18 protein-coding genes are annotated in these 17,870 nt (G+C 57.0%); 5 read left to right on the top strand and 13 right to left on the bottom strand.

The window, feature by feature from the left end; all coding sequences use genetic code 11:
* Positions 1-133: 133 nt before the first annotated feature.
* From HY298_23790 to HY298_23775, 4 genes are all read right to left on the bottom strand, one after another.
* Positions 134-1,312, bottom strand: a complete 1,179-nt coding sequence (locus tag HY298_23790) for a hypothetical protein (GenBank protein MBI3853284.1) — start codon at positions 1,310-1,312, stop codon at positions 134-136.
* A 161-nt stretch (positions 1,313-1,473) separates the two neighbouring features.
* Positions 1,474-1,848, bottom strand: a complete 375-nt coding sequence (locus tag HY298_23785) for a metallopeptidase family protein (GenBank protein MBI3853283.1) — start codon at positions 1,846-1,848, stop codon at positions 1,474-1,476.
* Positions 1,849-2,088: 240 nt separating this feature from the next.
* The gene (locus tag HY298_23780; GenBank protein MBI3853282.1) at positions 2,089-3,573 is read right to left on the bottom strand and encodes a hypothetical protein; all 1,485 of its coding nucleotides are present in this window, start codon (positions 3,571-3,573) and stop codon (positions 2,089-2,091) included.
* Between the two features lie 78 nt (positions 3,574-3,651).
* The gene (locus tag HY298_23775; protein ID MBI3853281.1) at positions 3,652-6,042 is read right to left on the bottom strand and encodes a beta-galactosidase; all 2,391 of its coding nucleotides are present in this window, start codon (positions 6,040-6,042) and stop codon (positions 3,652-3,654) included.
* Positions 6,043-6,306: 264 nt separating this feature from the next.
* Here HY298_23775 and HY298_23770 point away from each other — a divergent pair, with 264 nt between their 5' ends.
* A complete protein-coding gene (locus HY298_23770; GenBank protein ID MBI3853280.1) occupies positions 6,307-7,017 on the top strand; it encodes a sel1 repeat family protein in 711 nt (236 codons plus the stop codon).
* Positions 7,018-7,069: 52 nt separating this feature from the next.
* On the opposite strand, the gene HY298_23765 is transcribed toward HY298_23770, so the two are convergent.
* Entirely contained in the window at positions 7,070-8,395 is a 1,326-nt protein-coding gene (locus HY298_23765; protein MBI3853279.1) for an amidohydrolase, read from the bottom strand.
* A 28-nt stretch (positions 8,396-8,423) separates the two neighbouring features.
* Positions 8,424-8,888 carry a GNAT family N-acetyltransferase gene (locus HY298_23760; GenBank protein ID MBI3853278.1) on the bottom strand — a complete coding sequence of 155 codons (465 nt, stop codon included), beginning with the start codon at positions 8,886-8,888 and terminating at the stop codon, positions 8,424-8,426.
* Between the two features lie 73 nt (positions 8,889-8,961).
* Between HY298_23760 and HY298_23755 the strand changes: the two genes are divergently transcribed.
* Positions 8,962-9,240, top strand: coding sequence for a Smr/MutS family protein (locus tag HY298_23755; GenBank protein ID MBI3853277.1), 279 nt, complete (start codon positions 8,962-8,964; stop codon positions 9,238-9,240).
* 2 nt (positions 9,241-9,242) lie between these two features.
* Here HY298_23755 and HY298_23750 read toward each other — a convergent pair whose 3' ends face one another.
* Positions 9,243-9,902, bottom strand: a complete 660-nt coding sequence (locus HY298_23750; GenBank protein ID MBI3853276.1) for a class I SAM-dependent methyltransferase — start codon at positions 9,900-9,902, stop codon at positions 9,243-9,245.
* A gap of 12 nt (positions 9,903-9,914) precedes the next feature.
* Complete coding sequence (locus HY298_23745; GenBank protein ID MBI3853275.1) at positions 9,915-10,478, bottom strand: DNA-3-methyladenine glycosylase I; 564 nt, start codon at positions 10,476-10,478, stop codon at positions 9,915-9,917.
* Positions 10,479-11,358: 880 nt separating this feature from the next.
* Between HY298_23745 and nrdR the strand changes: the two genes are divergently transcribed.
* From nrdR to HY298_23730, 3 genes are read left to right on the top strand one after another with little or no spacing between them, the layout of a single operon-like run.
* Positions 11,359-11,814 (top strand): transcriptional repressor NrdR, encoded by a 456-nt coding sequence (nrdR, locus tag HY298_23740; protein ID MBI3853274.1) that lies wholly within the window; start codon positions 11,359-11,361, stop codon positions 11,812-11,814.
* Positions 11,811-12,368, top strand: coding sequence for a hypothetical protein (locus HY298_23735; protein ID MBI3853273.1), 558 nt, complete (start codon positions 11,811-11,813; stop codon positions 12,366-12,368). The genes nrdR and HY298_23735 overlap by 4 nt, the downstream gene beginning before the upstream one ends.
* Before the next feature lie 16 nt (positions 12,369-12,384).
* Positions 12,385-12,729 (top strand): histidine triad nucleotide-binding protein, encoded by a 345-nt coding sequence (locus HY298_23730; GenBank protein ID MBI3853272.1) that lies wholly within the window; start codon positions 12,385-12,387, stop codon positions 12,727-12,729.
* Positions 12,730-12,746: 17 nt separating this feature from the next.
* Here HY298_23730 and HY298_23725 read toward each other — a convergent pair whose 3' ends face one another.
* The 5 genes from HY298_23725 to HY298_23705 form a co-directional block, all read right to left on the bottom strand.
* The gene (locus HY298_23725; GenBank protein MBI3853271.1) at positions 12,747-13,514 is read right to left on the bottom strand and encodes a hypothetical protein; all 768 of its coding nucleotides are present in this window, start codon (positions 13,512-13,514) and stop codon (positions 12,747-12,749) included.
* A 6-nt stretch (positions 13,515-13,520) separates the two neighbouring features.
* Positions 13,521-14,414 carry an alpha/beta hydrolase gene (locus tag HY298_23720; GenBank protein ID MBI3853270.1) on the bottom strand — a complete coding sequence of 298 codons (894 nt, stop codon included), beginning with the start codon at positions 14,412-14,414 and terminating at the stop codon, positions 13,521-13,523.
* Between the two features lie 187 nt (positions 14,415-14,601).
* A complete protein-coding gene (locus HY298_23715) occupies positions 14,602-15,360 on the bottom strand; it encodes a hypothetical protein (protein ID MBI3853269.1) in 759 nt (252 codons plus the stop codon).
* A gap of 17 nt (positions 15,361-15,377) precedes the next feature.
* Positions 15,378-16,613: a serpin family protein gene (locus HY298_23710; GenBank protein ID MBI3853268.1), complete on the bottom strand. Its 1,236-nt coding sequence runs from the start codon at positions 16,611-16,613 to the stop codon at positions 15,378-15,380.
* 130 nt (positions 16,614-16,743) lie between these two features.
* Complete coding sequence (locus HY298_23705; GenBank protein ID MBI3853267.1) at positions 16,744-17,661, bottom strand: transposase; 918 nt, start codon at positions 17,659-17,661, stop codon at positions 16,744-16,746.
* Between the last annotated feature and the right edge of the window lie 209 nt (positions 17,662-17,870).

Raw genomic sequence — 17,870 nt, 5'->3', positions numbered from 1 at the left:
ATGTTGCATATGCAACAGAAAGTTGTCTCGCGTGGTTGGGCCGGTTCGTGGAAAAGGGACGTTCTTCGGTGCGTCCTTTCCGCACAGGATTCGAACTGACATTTCTGAATCGCGCCAAAATATAAACCGCTCTTCATTTTTCAATCTTCAACAAAACTCCCTGACCGGGCGCAAGCCACGCCTGCTCACCTTCGAAGCTTGTCAACTGTCCGGAGTATGGCGACACCATCAACACGCGTTTGGGCGGCGTCTGGTATTGCAAACTGCAATGGCGCGACTTTTTGAAATCCTTGTTGACGACCATCACATAGCGCGAACCGTCTTCGTGCGTAAAGTCGCCACAAACAAATTCCGCGGTGCCAACTGCTTTGACCAAACTCTTTTCAGTCGGGCCGTGACTTCCCTCCGGCACTGTGCCGAAATGATAGACGTCGTCTGAATTCAGCCGCAGCAACGTGGGTGCGAGTTGGAGGACTTGCAGATTCTCGGTGCGCATGGACTGCCACGTCGCCGTTTCGTTGCCGAACTGGTCGATGGGCGCCATGCGGAAGTTGCCGACTACCGGCGTGAAATAGGTGAAGTAACTGATGCCGCGCCCGCCATACGCCAGCGTCGTGTAAGCCTGGAAACGAAAATCCGCCGCGCTGACTTCTCTATAACTCAAACAACCCACCGAAAGGACGATGTTCCAGAACGGAATCCTGTTCTTCTGCGCCGCGGCCCGCATCTGTTCCAGGTTCAGCCAATACGCCTGGCGAAAGCCGCCGTCCTCCATCAGCGCGTAATGATCGTAGCTCAGAATGGTTGGGTGACACGTGGCGATGAATTTGTCGAGATGCTCCGTGTAACTGGCCGTGCCAAGTTGTTCCGAGTTTGCGTAATTTGGAAACAGGTTGATGTAAGCCCATTTGCCCGGATCGAGTTCGTGAATCAGAGAAGAGATCTTTCCCAAGCCTGGAAAATGACTGGCGGACGGTTCATCGCGCAGGTAGTAGCCGAACACAGCCGGATGTTTTCCGACTTCCGCGACGAGGCTCGTGACTCTTTTTCGTACGGCAGCTTCATCCACGTTCGCCCAGTCGTAATCCGACACACGCGCATCGGAGACAATCGCCTTGAGACCGGCGGCGTGAACGGCGTCGAGATCGCGCGGCGCGACGAACCCGGCCACGGTGAGGCCGCAGTCGCGCAACTTTTTCAACACAGCGGGATCGCTCGGCGCGCCATTCCACGCCATGATGGGGAAGAAGTTGGTTTCGGCAGAAAGACCGATTGTGACGAACGACAACAGATCAAGCAAAACAAGTCGCATGGTCGCAGCATAGCTGCATCTGGGCCTGCAACCAAGCTCTATTGGAACGGTGGAGAGGAAAGGGGAAGTGACGGAGACAAACTTCTGACGCGGGGACATTTTCCAAGGCGAACAATCAACCTCGAACCCACAAGATATTTTTCACACAGGTCCGCGTAAATCTAGGCCAGTCCTCGCTTTTCAAGCTCGCCTTCGTCCCAGCCAAGATGATGGCCAAACTCGTGCAAGTACGTCTTCCGAACTTCCTCTTCAAAGTCCAAACCGTTTTCCGTGCAGTACTCCTGTATCGCACCGAGATAAAGGATTATAGGCCCATTACACTCCGAAAGCCGACCAATCTCAAATCCGATGTAGTGGCCCAAAGTGCTGCCGGAGGTCTTTGCCTCGGCCCAGTTCTTCAATAAGCACGGGAGCTTTTTGGCCTCTCCCTTGAGCTCATCAGGGAAACGTTCGATCGTGCTTTGGACCGTCCTCTCGGCTTTCGCAAAAAGTTCCTCCCGCGGAAGTTGAGCCAACGAATGTCCATCCGTCCTCACAGCACTTTCCGCAGCGCAGGAATTTGTCGCTTGATGGCTTCGAGGATTTTTCACAGGTCCTGCAAACCACGCAGACGAGTCGTAGAAATGCCACGAAGCAACCGTGATGATGGCGAACGTGAGCAGAGCTGCCTCGAGCGAATATCCGGCGAAACCGACAACGGTGGCTGCAACAACGGCTGCGATGATGATGTAGTCGATAAACTTCACAGAATATCACTGCACGGCTAAATGCCGCGTCTACGCCGACCCGACCAGATTCTTCAAATCCGCTCGGACGGTCTGGTAAGTCGTTGAATAGGCCAACACGGATGGCTCGGGTTCGACGTTCCAATGTTTGCAGGCATCGCGATAAAGTTCCGGCCACCAGTTGCGATGTTGGGTCAGTCCCTTCTGCCGCCAGGCTTCCCAGTTCATCAGCACGCGCGACCAGCATTCGTCGCCGTAACGGACGGCCTCCTGCGCGTTCTTGAAATCCTTGAGATACCAGTCGCGGCCGATGCGCGCGTGGAGAACTTCATCCGCCCAATCGTAATCCTGAAACAGCGCGGAGAGCGGATTGTGCGAGGCGCGGCCCACTTCCCATTCAAACCGTTTGCCCGTCTTCGGCATCAACCCCTGCTCGATGAAGTAAAGGACGGCGTGGCGTTCAATCGGTGTGAGCTGTGTGTTGAGCGCAAGCGACCAGGTGAAGTTGATCATCACCTTGCTCGGCCAGTCGATGCCGAGGTTGGCGAACCCGACTTCGCCCATCATCGCGTGGCGGGCTTCGTCCCAGAGCTGGCGGGTCATGTCGCGGTAATAATCCCACGGTTTGTCCGGCGTCTCGGCGATGATGCTGGCCATCATCTCCGGCACGTCGATTTCGCGAAGGCGTTTGTAAAACATCATCAGCGTCTTTGGCTCGGGCGGGAATTTTTCGTCGTAAAGGAAAACTTCGGCGTTGACGCCCATGTTGTAAGGATCAGGAAAACGTTCGTCGCGCTTCGGGACGGAATCGTATTTGTAAGGCTTGGCGGAATGGAGTCGATTGATTTTCTTGGCGACTGGTTGCGCGGTGCTGTCAAGACCGCCGGCGGCAGCCAGACAATCGTCGAGGAGCGTCAGCCACTTATTTGTAGCAGCCGACGTGAGGAGGCTCTGACTGTCTTCCGACTGTGAAGTTTGATCCTCGTTACCTCGGCTGCCACGATCATCAACGAGCGAAGCGACTGCTTGCCTCCCAAATGTCAGCATGTCGTCCACCTCCAACAAGGCAAAGCGGCAGAGGCGCAGCGACGGTTGGTCGACAAGGGGGTTGGCGTCCGCTCGATGACGTTCCAGCGCCGATCTGAGGGCAGGCAAAGCTTTTTCGTACAGGCCCAGAAGAAGCTCTTCAGTTGTTGGTGAGGCTAGAATCTCGTCAAATAAAACCTCCAGGTTGGCGTCGGGAACAACTTCGAGACCCAAGGGCGGTTCGCGCATTTCACCGACGCGTTTGCGCAGCGCGGTGACGTGCTCGGCGCAAAGATGAGCGTGCAAACTGAAACCCATCTTGAGTTCGTAGATCGGCTCGGCAGTGATGCGCGCGGTAAAAATCTGGTGCAGCCGTTTGAACGCGTAATGATATCGTTTGAGGCGGGCGACGCATTGTTCGACCGACAACCCGGGCTTCATTGCGTCGGTCAGCGAGCACAGGCCGGCCAGCGTCGGGACGTTGCGATAGGATTTATAGGTGGTGTTCATGGTCAGCGTGTTTCAGCAGCAACTTATCATTACCATCGAAAAACTCGAAGGGAATTTTGTGGTCGCGCACGGTCGTTGCTATTGGCGGAGGCGAATCCGCGCGATGCCGTAAGACTCAATCGTCTCATCGAATTGACCGGCCAGCTTAACACGAGCGGGTTTGTCGTCGTAGTTCAGCGCCAGCAAATGCCCGTCCTGTTGCACGCTGAAGAAAACGCGGTCGGGATGCGTCACCGCGAGAGCTTTGCGGGTCAGCGGATGCAGCACGGTAGTTTTGCGCAGCACGGATTCCGCAAAGTCTCCGTAACAACTGAGCGGCTCGACGTCGCCTTCGAATTTGTAGAACGTGCCCCGGCCCGTGTCACCTTTCATCCAGCGCTGAAAGATCGTCGTGTCGCCTTCAATCGTTTCCTGAGGTTGGCGGGGATAAGAAGGATAGATGACGGTGCCACCTTTCCGTAGCCACGCATCAATGATCTTCTGCACGTCGGCTTCGATGCGATTGCCCCAGGTGAACACGAGGACTTTGTAGCGGTCCAAGAAACCGTCACGGATCAGCCGCTCGTCCAGATAATCCACGTCCACGACCCGGCGGATTTCGCGCGCGATCGGATTGAAGCCCCACGCGTAGAGATAACGAAACGGCGCGTCGCTCAACTGGTTTTCTGTTTCGGGATAATACACCGCCACATCGATGATCGTGTTCTGGCGGCTGTCCAGCACGGGCAGGTATTTCAACCACTTGGCGATGGCCAGTTGGTGGTTGAACACGTTGCCGTGATAGGTGAAGAGGTGATCGCCCTTGGTGGCGGTGGTGTTGAAAATGCGAGCGACCGTGCCCCGCGCCGTGTGCGAACCAGCCGGTTCATAGCCTAGACTCGCGCCGTAGAGTCGCGCCGCCGTGGCCGCAAGATGCGTGGCGTAAAAGTTTTGCTCGTAACTGTCCGTTTCATTCGTGAGCCGGACACCGCCGTTGATGTCTTTCATGGCTTTGGTCTGCGCCGAGTAATCCGTGCCTGCCTCACGAAAACCCCAGCCGCCGGCGGATTGGTAGATGCGCGTCTTGGGCATGGCGCGCCGTGCTTCGCGCGCCCACCATTCGCACCACGCGGACATGGAGTCCGTGTACCACGCGGCAAAGTCCACCCGCTGCCGGCGGGAAATGATTGTGATGGGCAGCACCGGGTTGATTTCATCGAATGAATGGAAGTTTGATTCCCAAGCCTGGTTCAGCGCGTCCACCGTTTTGTATTGTTTCTGCATTGAACGCCGAAAATCCTCGCGCCCGTAAGTGTCGCCCGCCCACCAGCCGACGTGAATGTGCATCTTTTCATTCTTCGCGCCCCAGCTTCCACTGGCGGGATATTGGGACTCGCCGTAATTGCCGCTCGGGCCTAGCCGCACGCCTTCCAACACGCCCATCGGCTCGTAGTGTTGGCCGAAGGCCTGGAGAAATCGTGTGACGTGACGGCGTTGATACGGACTCCAGATGCTTTGGATGGAATTCGTCAGGCCGTGCTCCAGGCAAACGAAGCCGACGTACTCCTTGCTCTCCAAAAACCAATCCGGCAACGCGTAGCCGGAGCCGACGATGAGCAGTGGAAACCATTTCAATTTGTATTCCGCGAGCCGCTTCACGATCGCGTCGTAAAAACTGAAATCAAATTCGCCTTCGCGACGCGGCTCCAGACGTTTCCACGTCACGTAACTTTCGATGGAAGTGAAACCGAGCACGCGGGCCAGTGGTGCGAGATCGTTGAGGGCGTCGAGTGAAGCCGACAAGGCGGACATGTCGCCCAGCACGTCCACGCCGGCGGTGGTGACAAGTTCCATCGGTTTCTTTAGCTTGACCATGGGCCGAACATCCTTCGGCACGGAGGACCTCATGGCGTTCCACGCGGCTTCGGATTGCTGCGGCAACAGGCGGATGCCTTTCAAGTGTTGGAGGCCAGTGATGCGGAGTTCAGATTTGCCAGGAGCGAGGTTGCTCTGCGTCGGAATTTGAAATTCGAACCAGCCCCGGCGCAACTGGAGTGTGTTCAGACGGGTGTAGGAACTTTTTCGGGCGGGCTGAAGCGCGGGCTCGGAAACGCCGGGCGCGATCAGTAATCTCGGCTCGATTACACCCGCCCCCTGGTCGAGGAATTCAATCTCCAGCACCACGCTCTGACCGGCCAGCGGAGTCAATTCACAGAATTGAATGTGCCATTCGACTTTGGAGTAGGCGTCCGTGTCCGACTCGATCTGCAGGCAGCGTTGCTTTTCGACGGTCACGACGCGGCACTGGGCGCGGTTCAGAATCCAACTGGGAGTGGTGCGTGAATCATTCAAGGTGAGGGCGAAGATTTCCTGGCTGGGCGCGCCTCCCGCGTCCGTTGGCGCTTCAACTGATTGCACTCCGCCGGCGGTCGGCTTCGCGATCATTGCCATCAGCAGGAGGGTGACGGCTGCGAGTTCAGCACGTTTCATGGGGCAGGGTTGCAGACAGGGACATGTTTGTTCCGGGCTTAAAATCAACTGGATTGGATATATCCAAGATTGGCGGGGCGGCCAAGCTTTCAATTGCAGAGGTGGCTGCTGGCAAACCGGGGCTGAGGGTGAAGCAAAACGCAACTTGATTTTAAGGCCGCCATCCTTATGCTGTTGGCGTAACCCAACGAGCGCCGCTGCGTTACAGGTTGTGTGCTTGTTGATTTTAATTATTCAGGACTGATCGGCCGGCTGCGCGTTCAAATGCGAAAGAAGCATCAAATACCGCAAACGTTTGAGGAAATCAAACAGGCTGCTGAAGAAGGCGACGCCGATGCCCAGTGTTATCTGGCCATCTGTTATGAAAACGGGCAGCACGTTCCGCAGGATTACGAAACTGCGGTGCTGTGGTTTCGCCGGGCCGCCGACCAGGGGAACGAACTGGCGCAATGTCACCTGGGAGTTTGTTATCAGATCGGACACGGCGTCCCACAGGAACACGGACTGGCGGCCAAATGGTTTCGGGAAGCGGCGGAGCAGGGCGATGCGGCGGCGCAGTTTAATTTGGGAGTCTGTTACGAGACCGGGCAGGGCGTTTCGCAGAATTACGCGGAGGCATTCAAATGGTATCTCGCCGCCGCCGAGCAGGGCGAACCACAGGCCCAATTCAACGTGGGCGTCTATTACGAAACGGGCCAGGTCGTGCCGCAGGATTTTGCCGAGGCCGCTAAATGGTATCACGCGGCGGCGGAACAGGGCTGCGCGCCCGCGCAATGCAACCTGGGACTTTGTTACGAAACCGGGCGCGGTGTGCCGCAGAGTCTCTCCGAGGCGCTCAAGTGGTTTTGCAAGGCCGCGCAGCAAGGCGATAAAACCGCCCAACACAATCTCGGTCTTTACTACGCGTCAGTGGAAGCCGCGCAAGCCGCTCAAACCACGCAGGCGGCCGGTGAGGCGACGGCTGGAGTTCAGTGACTTCTCATTTTGGTTGGTTTCGATTTCCCAACACCGCTGAAACTTCTTCGACTCATCGCTTGGCGGCCAATTCCAAAACCGCCACCGTCATGGCCGTGATGCCGGTTTTGATCGTCGGTTCGGGAAACGGCGCCCACAGCGGCGAGTGAAGGGAAGGGAGCGGCTTGCCGGCTTGTTCGTGTTCTTTGACCGCGTCGGGATTCACCCCACCCACGAAAAACATGCAGATGGGAATTTTGTGTTCAGTGCGACCGTATTCGCCGAAGTCCTCGCCACCCATCACCGGTTTCCGTTGAATGACGTGCTCCTTCCCAAGCCAGGACCGAAACACACCGACCACCCGCCCCGTCAACGCTGGATCATTGTAAGTGGCGGGCGTGAAATCGTCGCCGAGTTGAACCACTGGCAGCCGGTCTTCCGGCATTCCGGCAGCGATGGCCAGACCGCGCGTGATGCGCTTGATGGCGTCAAGGGTCTGCTTGCGGACTTCGTCGGTGTAGGAACGCACGGTCAATTGGAGCCGCACTTCGTCAGGAATAATGTTGTGTTTGGTGCCGCCATGAATCGAACCCACCGTGACCACCGCCGGTTCACCGGGTTGGATTTCACGGCTCACGATGGTTTGGAGCGCGAGCACGGTTTCCGCTGCGAGCACGACCGGGTCTTTCGTGGTGTGCGGGTAGGCACCGTGACCGCCGACGCCGCGGATGGTCACGTCCACTGAATCGACGTTGGCCATGGCGTAACCCGGCGTGAAGCCGATGCTGCCGGCTGGCAGTTCCGCTTCGTCATGCAGTGCGAGACAGAAATCCGGTCGCGGAAACCGCTTGAACAGACCATCGGCCAACAGCTTGCGCGCGCCGCCGCCGCGTTCCTCGGCCGGTTGGCCGATCATCACCAGCGTGCCGCGCCAATGCTCCTTGATTTGCGCCAAGGTGCGCACCGTGCCGATGAAGCACGTCATGTTCGCGTCGTGACCGCAGGCGTGCATGACCGGGACGTCATTGCCTTGTTCGTTCTTGGCGGTGACGGCGCTTGCGTAGGGCAGGGCGGTCTGCTCCTTGACGGGCAACGCGTCCATGTCCGTGCGCACCAGAATGGTCGGGCCGTCACCATTACGCAGCACGCCAACCACGCCATAGCCGCCGACGTGTGTGGTGACTTCAAAGCCGGCCTGCTTGAGTTCTTGCGCGATCCGCTCGGAAGTCTTTTCTTCGTGAAAAGAAAGTTCCGGATGCGCGTGCAGATGTTTGTAGAGGTCGAAGAGGCTGGGGTACTCCTGCTTGACACGCGTCTGGACCAAATCGCGCAATGCGGTAACGGCTTGCGCGTTCGCGGCCAAGGGCACGAGCGACGCCGAAAGCAGACAAAGCGACATTGGGAATGATCGTTTCATATTCTTCCTTTCACTTGGTGAGCACAAATTCCAGCTCGAACAGTTCGTAGTTCGTCTGTTTGAGGCCCAACCGCTCGTATGTTTTCCGGGCGGTTGCATTGTGGGCGTCCATGTAAAGGCGAAGCCCGCAAACGTCCTTGCGCGCTTTCGCCAGCTTCTGCACGTGCGCGAACAGCGCGCGGAAAATTCCACGACTGCGCAATGCTTCCTTCACATACACGCTTTGAATCCACCAGAAATGTCCGTTCCGCCAGTCGCTCCATTCGTAAGTGATGAGCAACTGGCCGACAACCTCGCCGTCCATCTCGGCCACGAAATACGTGCCTTTCACCGGATCGCTCAACAGCGCACCGACGCCTTGCGCAAGTCGTGCGACATCGAGCTGGCGATGTTCCGTCTCCTGCGCCAGCCGCGCATTGAAATCGGCAATGACGGCAACATCGGATGGTCTGGCTTGTCGGATGTTTAGGTTGATGGCTGAGTATAAAATGCTTTCTACCTAAATCAATTCTTCCCTTTCCTCAAAGCCAACCGATCATGGCGCCCGCATGGACGAGCCGATTGAACTGCCCATCGATGGTGTGCTCGATTTGCACACGTTCAAACCGCGCGAGGTGAAGGACCTGGTGCTGGATTATCTGGCAGCGTGTCAGGCGCGCGGCATCCTGCGGGTGCGAATCATTCATGGCAAAGGGATCGGCAATTTGCGACGAACGGTTCACTCCGTTCTTTCGAAACATCCGGCAGTGATTTCTTACGCGCTCGCGAGTGAACATTTTGGCGGTTGGGGCGCAACGATTGTGCACCTGAAACCGAATCTGCGATGACGTCACCGCTTTCGAGACAGTTGAATACCGTCGGCCACCGGCAGCAGCACTGACTCAACGCGCGGATCGTTCGCCAGTTTGTGGTTCAACTCGTCGATGGTGCGACCGGAAGCGTTTTTCACGCGGCCACGGCCCAGGTGTCCACCCCAGAGCATGTTGTCGAACAGGATCAGACCGTTTGGTTTGACGCGCGGCAGAATCAATTCGTAATAGGTGTCGTATGCAGTCTTGTCCGCGTCGATGAAGGCGAAGTCAAACTTCACGCGCGGCTTGAGCTTCCTTAAAGTTGATATGGCGTCGCCCAGCCGAAGTTCGATTTTCTTTTCCACTCCTGCCAGCTTCCAAAACTTTCGCGCGATGGCCGTCCATTCTGAGTTGGCGTCCAGACACAGCAACCGACCCGTCTTCGGCAACCCGCGCGCGATGCAGATGGAACTGTAACCGGTGAAGGTGCCAACCTCGATGGCAGACTTGGCGCCGATGGCGGCGACCAGCAGGGTCATGAAACTGCCTTGCTCGCGGCTGATTTGCATTTTGGCAACGTCGCCCAACGCCTCGGTCTGCGCGCGCAAGGCGTCCAGAACCGGATCGTCGGCGTGACTGCGGGATCGGCAGACGTAGCGATAGAGCGGGTCGTTTAGCGAGAGATATTTGAGTCTCATGTCTCCTTGAGGTCAGCGGCCGACTTCCCGATGGCGAAAGCAACTCACGAGATGATCGTTCACCATGCCGGTCGCCTGCATGTGCGCATAACAAATCGTCGAGCCGACAAACTTGAAACCGCGCTGGATCAAATCCTTGCTCAGCGCGTCGGACTCCGGCGTGCGAGCAGGAATCTGTTTCGAGGTTCGCCAGTGGTTGACTTTCGGGCGGCCATCAACGAACCGCCAGATGTAGGCGTCGAAACTGCCGAACTCCTCCTGCACGGCGAGGAAGCGCTTGGCGTTGTGAATCGCCGAAGCGATTTTGAGGCGGTTGCGGATGATGCCGGGGTCGGCCAGGAGTTGTTTCACCTTGCGTTGATCATAGCGCGCCACAACTGCCGGATCGAAGTTGTCGAATACTTCGCGGTAACGCGCGCGTTTCAGGAGGATGGTGTTCCAACTCAGCCCGGCCTGCGCGCCTTCGAGCACGAGAAACTCGAAGGTCAGCCGGTCATCGTGGACAGGCACGCCCCAATCCTCATCGTGATAGCGGATGGCCAGTTCGGTGGTGGCCCAATGACAGCGTTGCTTCATACACGTGGTCGTATTTCAGCATGAAGACCATCGATTGAAAACTGAATAAGTCAGTTCAAGCTCCAGATTGTCCCAATCCAGAATCCCGTTTGCACTCGGTTTATGTTGTGGGCCAATGTTCGATTCAAGCGTCACCTCAAATTGTTTCACCTCGCGAGTTGTTTATCGTTCGAACTGATCGCCCAAGGCCAGACCAACAGCAATCCCATCACGCGCAGCGGTCCTCAATGTTGAGATACTCATCGGCCTGAGCTTTTCGGAAGCCAGGATCGATTTGAGTCGGCCGGATTTGAAGGAGCAGTTGGATCAATCCGAACGCATTCGCAAAGTCCCGCTCCCGAACCACCTCCGGTCCGCGATTTTGTTCAATCCGATTCCCGTGGGGCTGAAGTTTGAGTCGGCGCGGAAAAATCTCAGATTGAGTTCACGGGGCAGGGTCTGGTTGCCGGCAAACCCGGACGAACTGGCGTGAGACGACATCTGGTTTGGCGGAATGAGCGCAATCCATGTAATTCTCAAGCAAGGTTCAAGCAGTCCATCCGCTGGCTCGGCGGCGGCAAACGCAGCGCGGCTGGTTGCTTTCGGCATCGGTTCGGAAACTTGGGATGCGATTGTCTCGACGTGCGATTCTGTCGGTGTGACTGGTTTGCGTCCGAGTTGTGGCCGGCATTACGGTGGAGGTGTCCTTGGGGGTCAGGGCTGGAGTCGCTCGCGCAACGCAACCGCGGAACTCCTCCCCTCAAGATCAATCCGCCGATCCTCAATGCCCCATCCAGCACCACCTGGCGGAATCCGTGTTCTTTTAATACTTCGCTTGACGCCACAATATTTGGTGTGCTAACAAATGCATGCCACATTGCGCAGTAGCAAATTGCTTATTATGCGTTGCCCCAAATGCGGATGTCAGGACGACAAAGTGATTGATTCGCGCGGCTCGCGCGAGGGCGCAACCATTCGCCGCCGCCGGGAGTGCATCAAGTGCGGGCATCGGTTCACCACCTATGAAGAAATTGAGCACCAAGGCCTCATGGTCGTCAAACGCGATGGCCGGCGTGAGGAGTTCTCGAAGGAAAAGTTGCTCGCGGGTTTGAAAAAGGCCTGCCAGAAACGGCCCATCAGCCCCAAGGTCATCGAAGACCTCGTCGAATCCATCGTCGATCGCATCACCGACAAGCATGAGCGCGAGGTTCCCGGCGAGGAAATCGGCAAGCTGGTGATGGAAGGTTTGCGCGAGATCGATGACGTGGCCTATGTCCGGTTCGCCAGCGTGTATCGGCGCTTTCAGGAAGCCACCGACTTCGTGCAGGAAGTCAAAAAACTGGAGAAAGAATCATGATTCAACTCGCTCACGATTATCTGATGTTCGAATTGAACAACGGCGAAAGTATTCCCTGTTCGGCCAAACTCGTTTCCATCGAGTTGATGGGTGAGAGTGCCGCATTGTTGGACCGGGAATTTGTTGAACACGCGGCCACCGCCGTTCTGCATTACTTCAAGCAGGAATTGGGGCGCGACTCTGTCACCGTCGGTGAGTTTTCCCTGGCGTTGGAACGGGTGCTGCGCGGCTTCGGTCTTTCTGTCATCCCGTCGGAATCGGCAAACCCGGTGGCGCGCGTCGCCGCAGCCGATTTGCGGCAGCTCGCGAGTGATTCGGGAAAAGGCTTCGAATTGATTTTCTTTCCGCGCCTGCGCGAGGAACTTCACAACCAACTCCGGCAATCGCCCCAGTTGCTGAACTTTCACGGGCTGCGGAGTTGTGTGAAGCAACTCGTCGGCGCGCGGCGCTGGAGCAGTCGCTGCCAAATTCTGGAGGAACAGATCGTGGATTTTTTGCGCACGTGCTTACGCACTGACTATCTCGGCACGAAATGTGCCCTCATCGTAAAGTGAATCGCACCTTTCGGCCATGAGCAAAACCCTGTTTGAAAAAATCGTCGCCCGCGAAATCCCGGCCACGATTGTCTATGAAGATGACCTCGTGCTCGCCTTTCGCGACATCAAACCGCAAGCGCCCACGCACGTCCTGATTGTCCCGAAGAAACCGATCGCGCGAATCGCCGAGGCCAAGCCGGAAGATCATCAGGTGCTTGGCCATTTGCTGCTCAAAGCTGCCGAGGTCGCCGCCCAACTGGGACTGAAGGAATCCGGGTATCGGCTCGTGTTCAACAACGGCCCCCACGCCGGCGAAGCGGTGCCGCACCTTCACTTGCACATTTTGGGTGGGCGGCCAATGAGCTGGCCGCCGGGTTGAATTCAGCCGTGGCTGAATTATGCCGGGCGGGTTTTTGCCAGTTGCCACAGCAGCCAGGTGATTTCCTCAACGAATGCGTTCCGGCTCGGATAAGAAAAGATTTGGTCGGATTTCTCCCGCAGGTAATAAGCGCCGCGATTCACCGCCGCATGCGGCGCGCCCTTCACCAAATCTTGAACCAGCAAGGCAAAATTCTCCGGCAGGTTCGTGCTCCGGCGCTCACCCAGATAATCGAAATTAAATCTATCGGCCGTGATGCTGTAGCGCAGCACGGCGCGGCTGAGGACGATCTCTACAAGCAGGTGATCATTCAGCTGCTCCTTGGATTCATACTCGACAACTTTTTCGTATTGCTCGCCATATTCACTCCAGACTCCTTGCCGCGGAACCATGCGCTCCTTTCTGACCTGCTTGAATTCATCCAATCGGACACATCCCGCCGCGACCAACATCACGTAGGGCCACTCGACCGGGAATGTGTGACCTGCCGGATCGTAAATCATCAAGGCGTCCGGCCCACACTCCGCGCGCATCACAAATTTGGCCGGCGGCAGCGTGGGCAAAGCGGTTTCCGGCGCGATCTCGGTTTCAACACATTCAGCGGCCAGCGCGGATTGCAACGCAGCGGCACTTTCGTCGGAAAAGTTTTTGACCAAAATGCCAAAGGCATCCTTGCCGAGAATATGTGCATCCGCCGCAGTGAGTCCGTTCACTCTGCTAAACGCCCGTTGAAGTTGCTCGGCGGTGGGCGGCTCCAGACTTTTTTGCATGACGGCGTAGCGCATAAGACTTCAATTCTTCAACTCCCGCGGCCCATTTCCCGGAGACGGCGAATTGTGCGCCGCCGCACGGTCGAGGGATGACAGGAATTTTTCCATCCCTTCAAGGAAATGCTCACGGCCGGCTTCGAGATAGTCGTTATGGTCGCCCTTGAGTTCCCAGAACGTCTTCGGCTCATTCGCGGCGGCAAAATTCCTTTCCGCGTGGCGGTACGGAATCAGCGTGTCAGCGCGGCTGTGCATGACCATCACAGGCAGCTTCAAGCTCGGGAGTTTGCTGCGCGTGTCGTATTTGATGGTGTTGATCCAGCGCACCGGCAGCCACGGAAACAAATCCGCCCCAATATCTGGAATGCTCGTGTACGTGCTGTGCAACACCAAGCCACCCAACTTCTCGCGTAACGCCAGTTCGCTGATCACTCCGCCGCCCAGCGATTCGCCAAAGGCAACGATGTTCGCGCCCGCGAACCCTTTTTTTCGCAGCCATTGATACGCCGCCTGGGCATCGCGGTAAGTTCCTTCCTCGCCTGGCGTGCCTTCGCTTCGTCCGTAACCACGATAATCAAAGACGAAAACGTTGACGCCGGTTTCCAACAAGGCTTCGCAAAGGCCCAGGCGATGACTGATGTTGCCCGCGTTGCCATGGCAAATCAGCATGGCCAGCCCCGCCCAGCGCGAGTTTGTGTTCGCGGGAAAAAACCAGGCGTGAAGCTTGACGCCGTCGCTCGCCGTAAAATGCACGTCTTCAAAGGGGCGCCCCAACTCGTCCGCGTTCGCCTCCAGCGTGGCGAAGGGCTGATACACTTGATGATGTTCGAACCAGCGCAACACAAAACAAATCAACAATGGCCACACCAGCAGCCGGATCAAAATCTTGAACCACCGCTTGCGAGTTGCCGAAGTCACGCCTCATCTTGACAGGCGAAAGGGCGAAAGACCAGTCTGTGATTGCGAGAAGGCGGTGGCACCATCCAGCAACACGATGGTGAAAGCTGCACTGTCGAAACAGCAAGGGATTGGGCGCTACATTGCACAACTTACTTTGCACGCCTGGGCTTGCGCTGCTCGGTCGGCACGAGGGAGACAAGCATATCTATCTTGTAGCGGGGGTGTTCGTTTGTGACAGCAGTTTATCAAGATCCAAAATTTCCAAAGGCCTTCTGAGGATGTACTCCGACTCCGTGACATGCAACTGCCGAACCGTCTTGGTGGGCAGAAGCAATTCGATGGATGCTACGCTGCCTTCGCCCCCATTTCCCTTGACCCAATCGACCCAATAGACGGGGACAAAGTGCGCCCCCGTTTTGCCTTCCGGAGTAAACGCAGCGATGCGAACGCCACAATCACGGTTTAGCGCTTTGACATCCATGGAGACCGCAGCGAGAAGTTGTGTCGCCACTGCGTAAGCAGCGTTCGTGTCCATTCGGCCCACGGGCCAAAGATACTGCGACTTCAATTGCGCATATTCCTCAGCCAGGTGCGTGCGAGTCAGAAAAGAGAACTTCCTCCCAACTGACACGTAGTAAACGTAATTGCTCGTGGTTATGTTCCCAATGGCGCCGATGTATTGAGACATGCTAGGCGGCGAAACATAGGCAGCCAACAAATTCTCCCGCGTGATTGGCAGTTTCTCTGGCAGATGGAGTTGCTCTGCAACGCGATTTGCCTCCGCAACCACCAAAGACAAGGCTTCCACCCGATACGCAGGGGGCGTGGCCATCAAAGTTTGGAATTTCTCCGTGATGCTCAACTTCTGCTCATTGGTCGCTTGGACATTTGTCCGCTCAAGTCCCAGAACTGAGATCGCAGCCACGGCAAGAATACTGACGAATACAAGAATGCCTCGTTTCATTTGTACGGGTTAGTTAGTCACGCAGACGGGTCAACAACTCTGCCAAGGAACAAGATGCAGCCCGTTTGATTCTCCCGAATCAAGAACAGGAAAGGATGGTTTGCTCTGAAGACGTCCCCCTTTGCCTTGCCTTCTGCGCGCACATGGGTCGTGGCGCCCGCCTTCGTTCCCGACTCGTCAACTTCGATAAACGCTTCCTGAATGGCATCGGAAACATAGAGATCACGCCTGCCGGTCATGCCTGACAGGTCAGCTTCGGCGACACTAAAGAGCGAACGCACTCCTAGCGCCGTCAGCGCCTCTTTCAGATCAAAGCATTGCCTGGCCTTAAAGCGTGGCAAGAATACCGCGTATTCTTCCGGCGCAACAGCGTCAAGCGCCGCCAACCAGCGGTGCAGGTTGGTCGCGCTCAACTCGCTCTCGAAGTCCGCGATCACCTTGAGGATGTCAGGCAACAATATGACCATGGATAGCTGGTTGCCTGCATAAGGCAGTTCCAGCAAACTCAAGCCATCCGTGTAAACGCATTTCCAGTGGGAAGCTTGTTGGTACATCATCGGAACCGGCACCGTCCGGTCCGGTGTGACATAGAAAGGCTCGGAGTGAGTGGCCTTGGCATCAAAGCGTGTTGCCCAAGTTGCCTTGAAATCCACCACGCTGCATATCATAAGGCGGGTGTCTGATTCCTGCGGCACGGAAATGGGCGTGCTGCGCTTGCCCGATTTCTGCGCAAGCCAAGCATTGACTTGGGCAAATGCGGCCTCGGGCTGGTTCTTGAAGTCAACTAGGCGCGCGTCGGCCCGGTAGCCATCGCGGACGGTGTTTAGAAAACCATCCGCAAACGCGTAGTCTTTCTGACACCACAATGAGTTGACTGCGGTAAGCCTCACCCGGTTCGCGGACTGGCAGCCCGCCAAGCGCGACGCCAGAACAGCGTAAGCCCGGTGGACATCCTCTCGCGGCACAGGGTAGCGTAGAGCCTGGGCTATCTCCGCGCGGGTTTGCCCGCCAGCTCCCGCGTAAAGCATCCCCAGCGCCGAGGAAATGCCGTATGGCGAAAAGATGAGGTTGGCATTGGTGCGGCCGAGCGCTCGATAGAGGTCAAGCGCCACCGCGGTGTCACTGGCAACAATTGGCCCGGCCACCCGCAGTTCAGCGGGTGGTGGAGACGACCTGCCACAGCCGGTTATAAGCGCAACGGTCGCCAAGCCCCCAGACAATACCACGCCCGCATATTCAAATTGCTTTTTCATAGTTCGAATCCACGTGTTGATAGACAACCCAACAAAAAGGAAAAGGTGTCAGTCCCAAAAGGTGTCAGTCCCGGCTATTGTAGAAAAGGTGTCAAAAAGGTGTCAGTCCCGGCTATTGTAGAATTTGCGCTCACCTTTTCAAACAATTGGCCACCGTATGCCGACAACCCATTTGCAAGCGTTGGGCAATCCAATCCATCGTCATCACGCTCTCCGTTCGCAAGCGCGCCGCCAGCTTGACCTTGACCGGGTCCGTTTTGCGGCGCCCGGCCAAATCCTGTTCCGTCCACCGCCGTTTGCGCAACTCCGCCAACACCAAACGTTCCGCCTTTTGCTCATTCGTTGCGTGCCTTTCCTCCCCGCCATGATGGGTTCCCATGACGCCACCCATCCGCTCCAGGAGTTGTTCCTTCACCGGCCCGCTGCCTAAAAACCAGCCGCGCCGCACCGCCTTCCATTCCCCCGGCTGGTCTTTCCCACGCCGTTCTTCCATCGCCGCGGCAAACCGTTTGCGGCCGGCCGCGTCATCGCGCTGGATTCCCAGTTCACCTAACACTCGCTCCACCCGCAGCCAACCCAAGCGTTGGCCCGGGCGCTTCAAATACTCAGGATAACTGCTCCACCGATACTGTTCCAGCGGCGCTGCGGGCGGGAGCAAACTGGCTCGTACCGGATTCAGGTGAACGTAATCACAAACGGTTCGCAAATATCCGTCGCTACTTCCATCCACGATCAGGGATTTGTAGCGACCGCTGAACAGATGACCAAAGAGCTTGTGCCGCCGGTTGAACCGGGAAGTATAGACGCCCAAAAACCATTTCATCCCGGCCACCAGGTTCGCCTGCGGGGTTTCCACCACCAGATGAAAATGGTTCCACATCAAACAATAGGCATGTACTTGCCAGCCGGTCTTCCCACACGCCTCCCCCAAGGTTTCCAAAAAACGCTGCCGATCCGCATCGTCCTTAAAAATCGGCTCCCGCCGGTCGCCCCGGTTCATCACATGATAGATCGCTCCCGGATATTGCACTCTCAGCTTGCGCGCCATGCGCCAAGTCTCTCCGTCGGGTCTAAAGCGTCAAGCCATTTCTACAATGGCCGGGACTGACACCTTTTCGGAAAATGCGCCGCCAACTCTGGGAGGACTTGTTGTCGAACCTGGTGCAGGATTTGGTCCGCAAACGGCCCCAGCGCACCGAACCGCGCGCCGTCAAACGGCGGCCCAAACCCTACCCGTTGCTCAACCAACCCCGACGG

The organism is Verrucomicrobiota bacterium (genome assembly GCA_016200005.1).
Taxonomy (GTDB): domain Bacteria; phylum Verrucomicrobiota; class Verrucomicrobiia; order Limisphaerales; family PALSA-1396; genus PALSA-1396.
The sequence above is the reverse complement of the archived record's forward strand: the minus strand, read 5'-3'. Positions and strand labels throughout refer to the sequence as shown.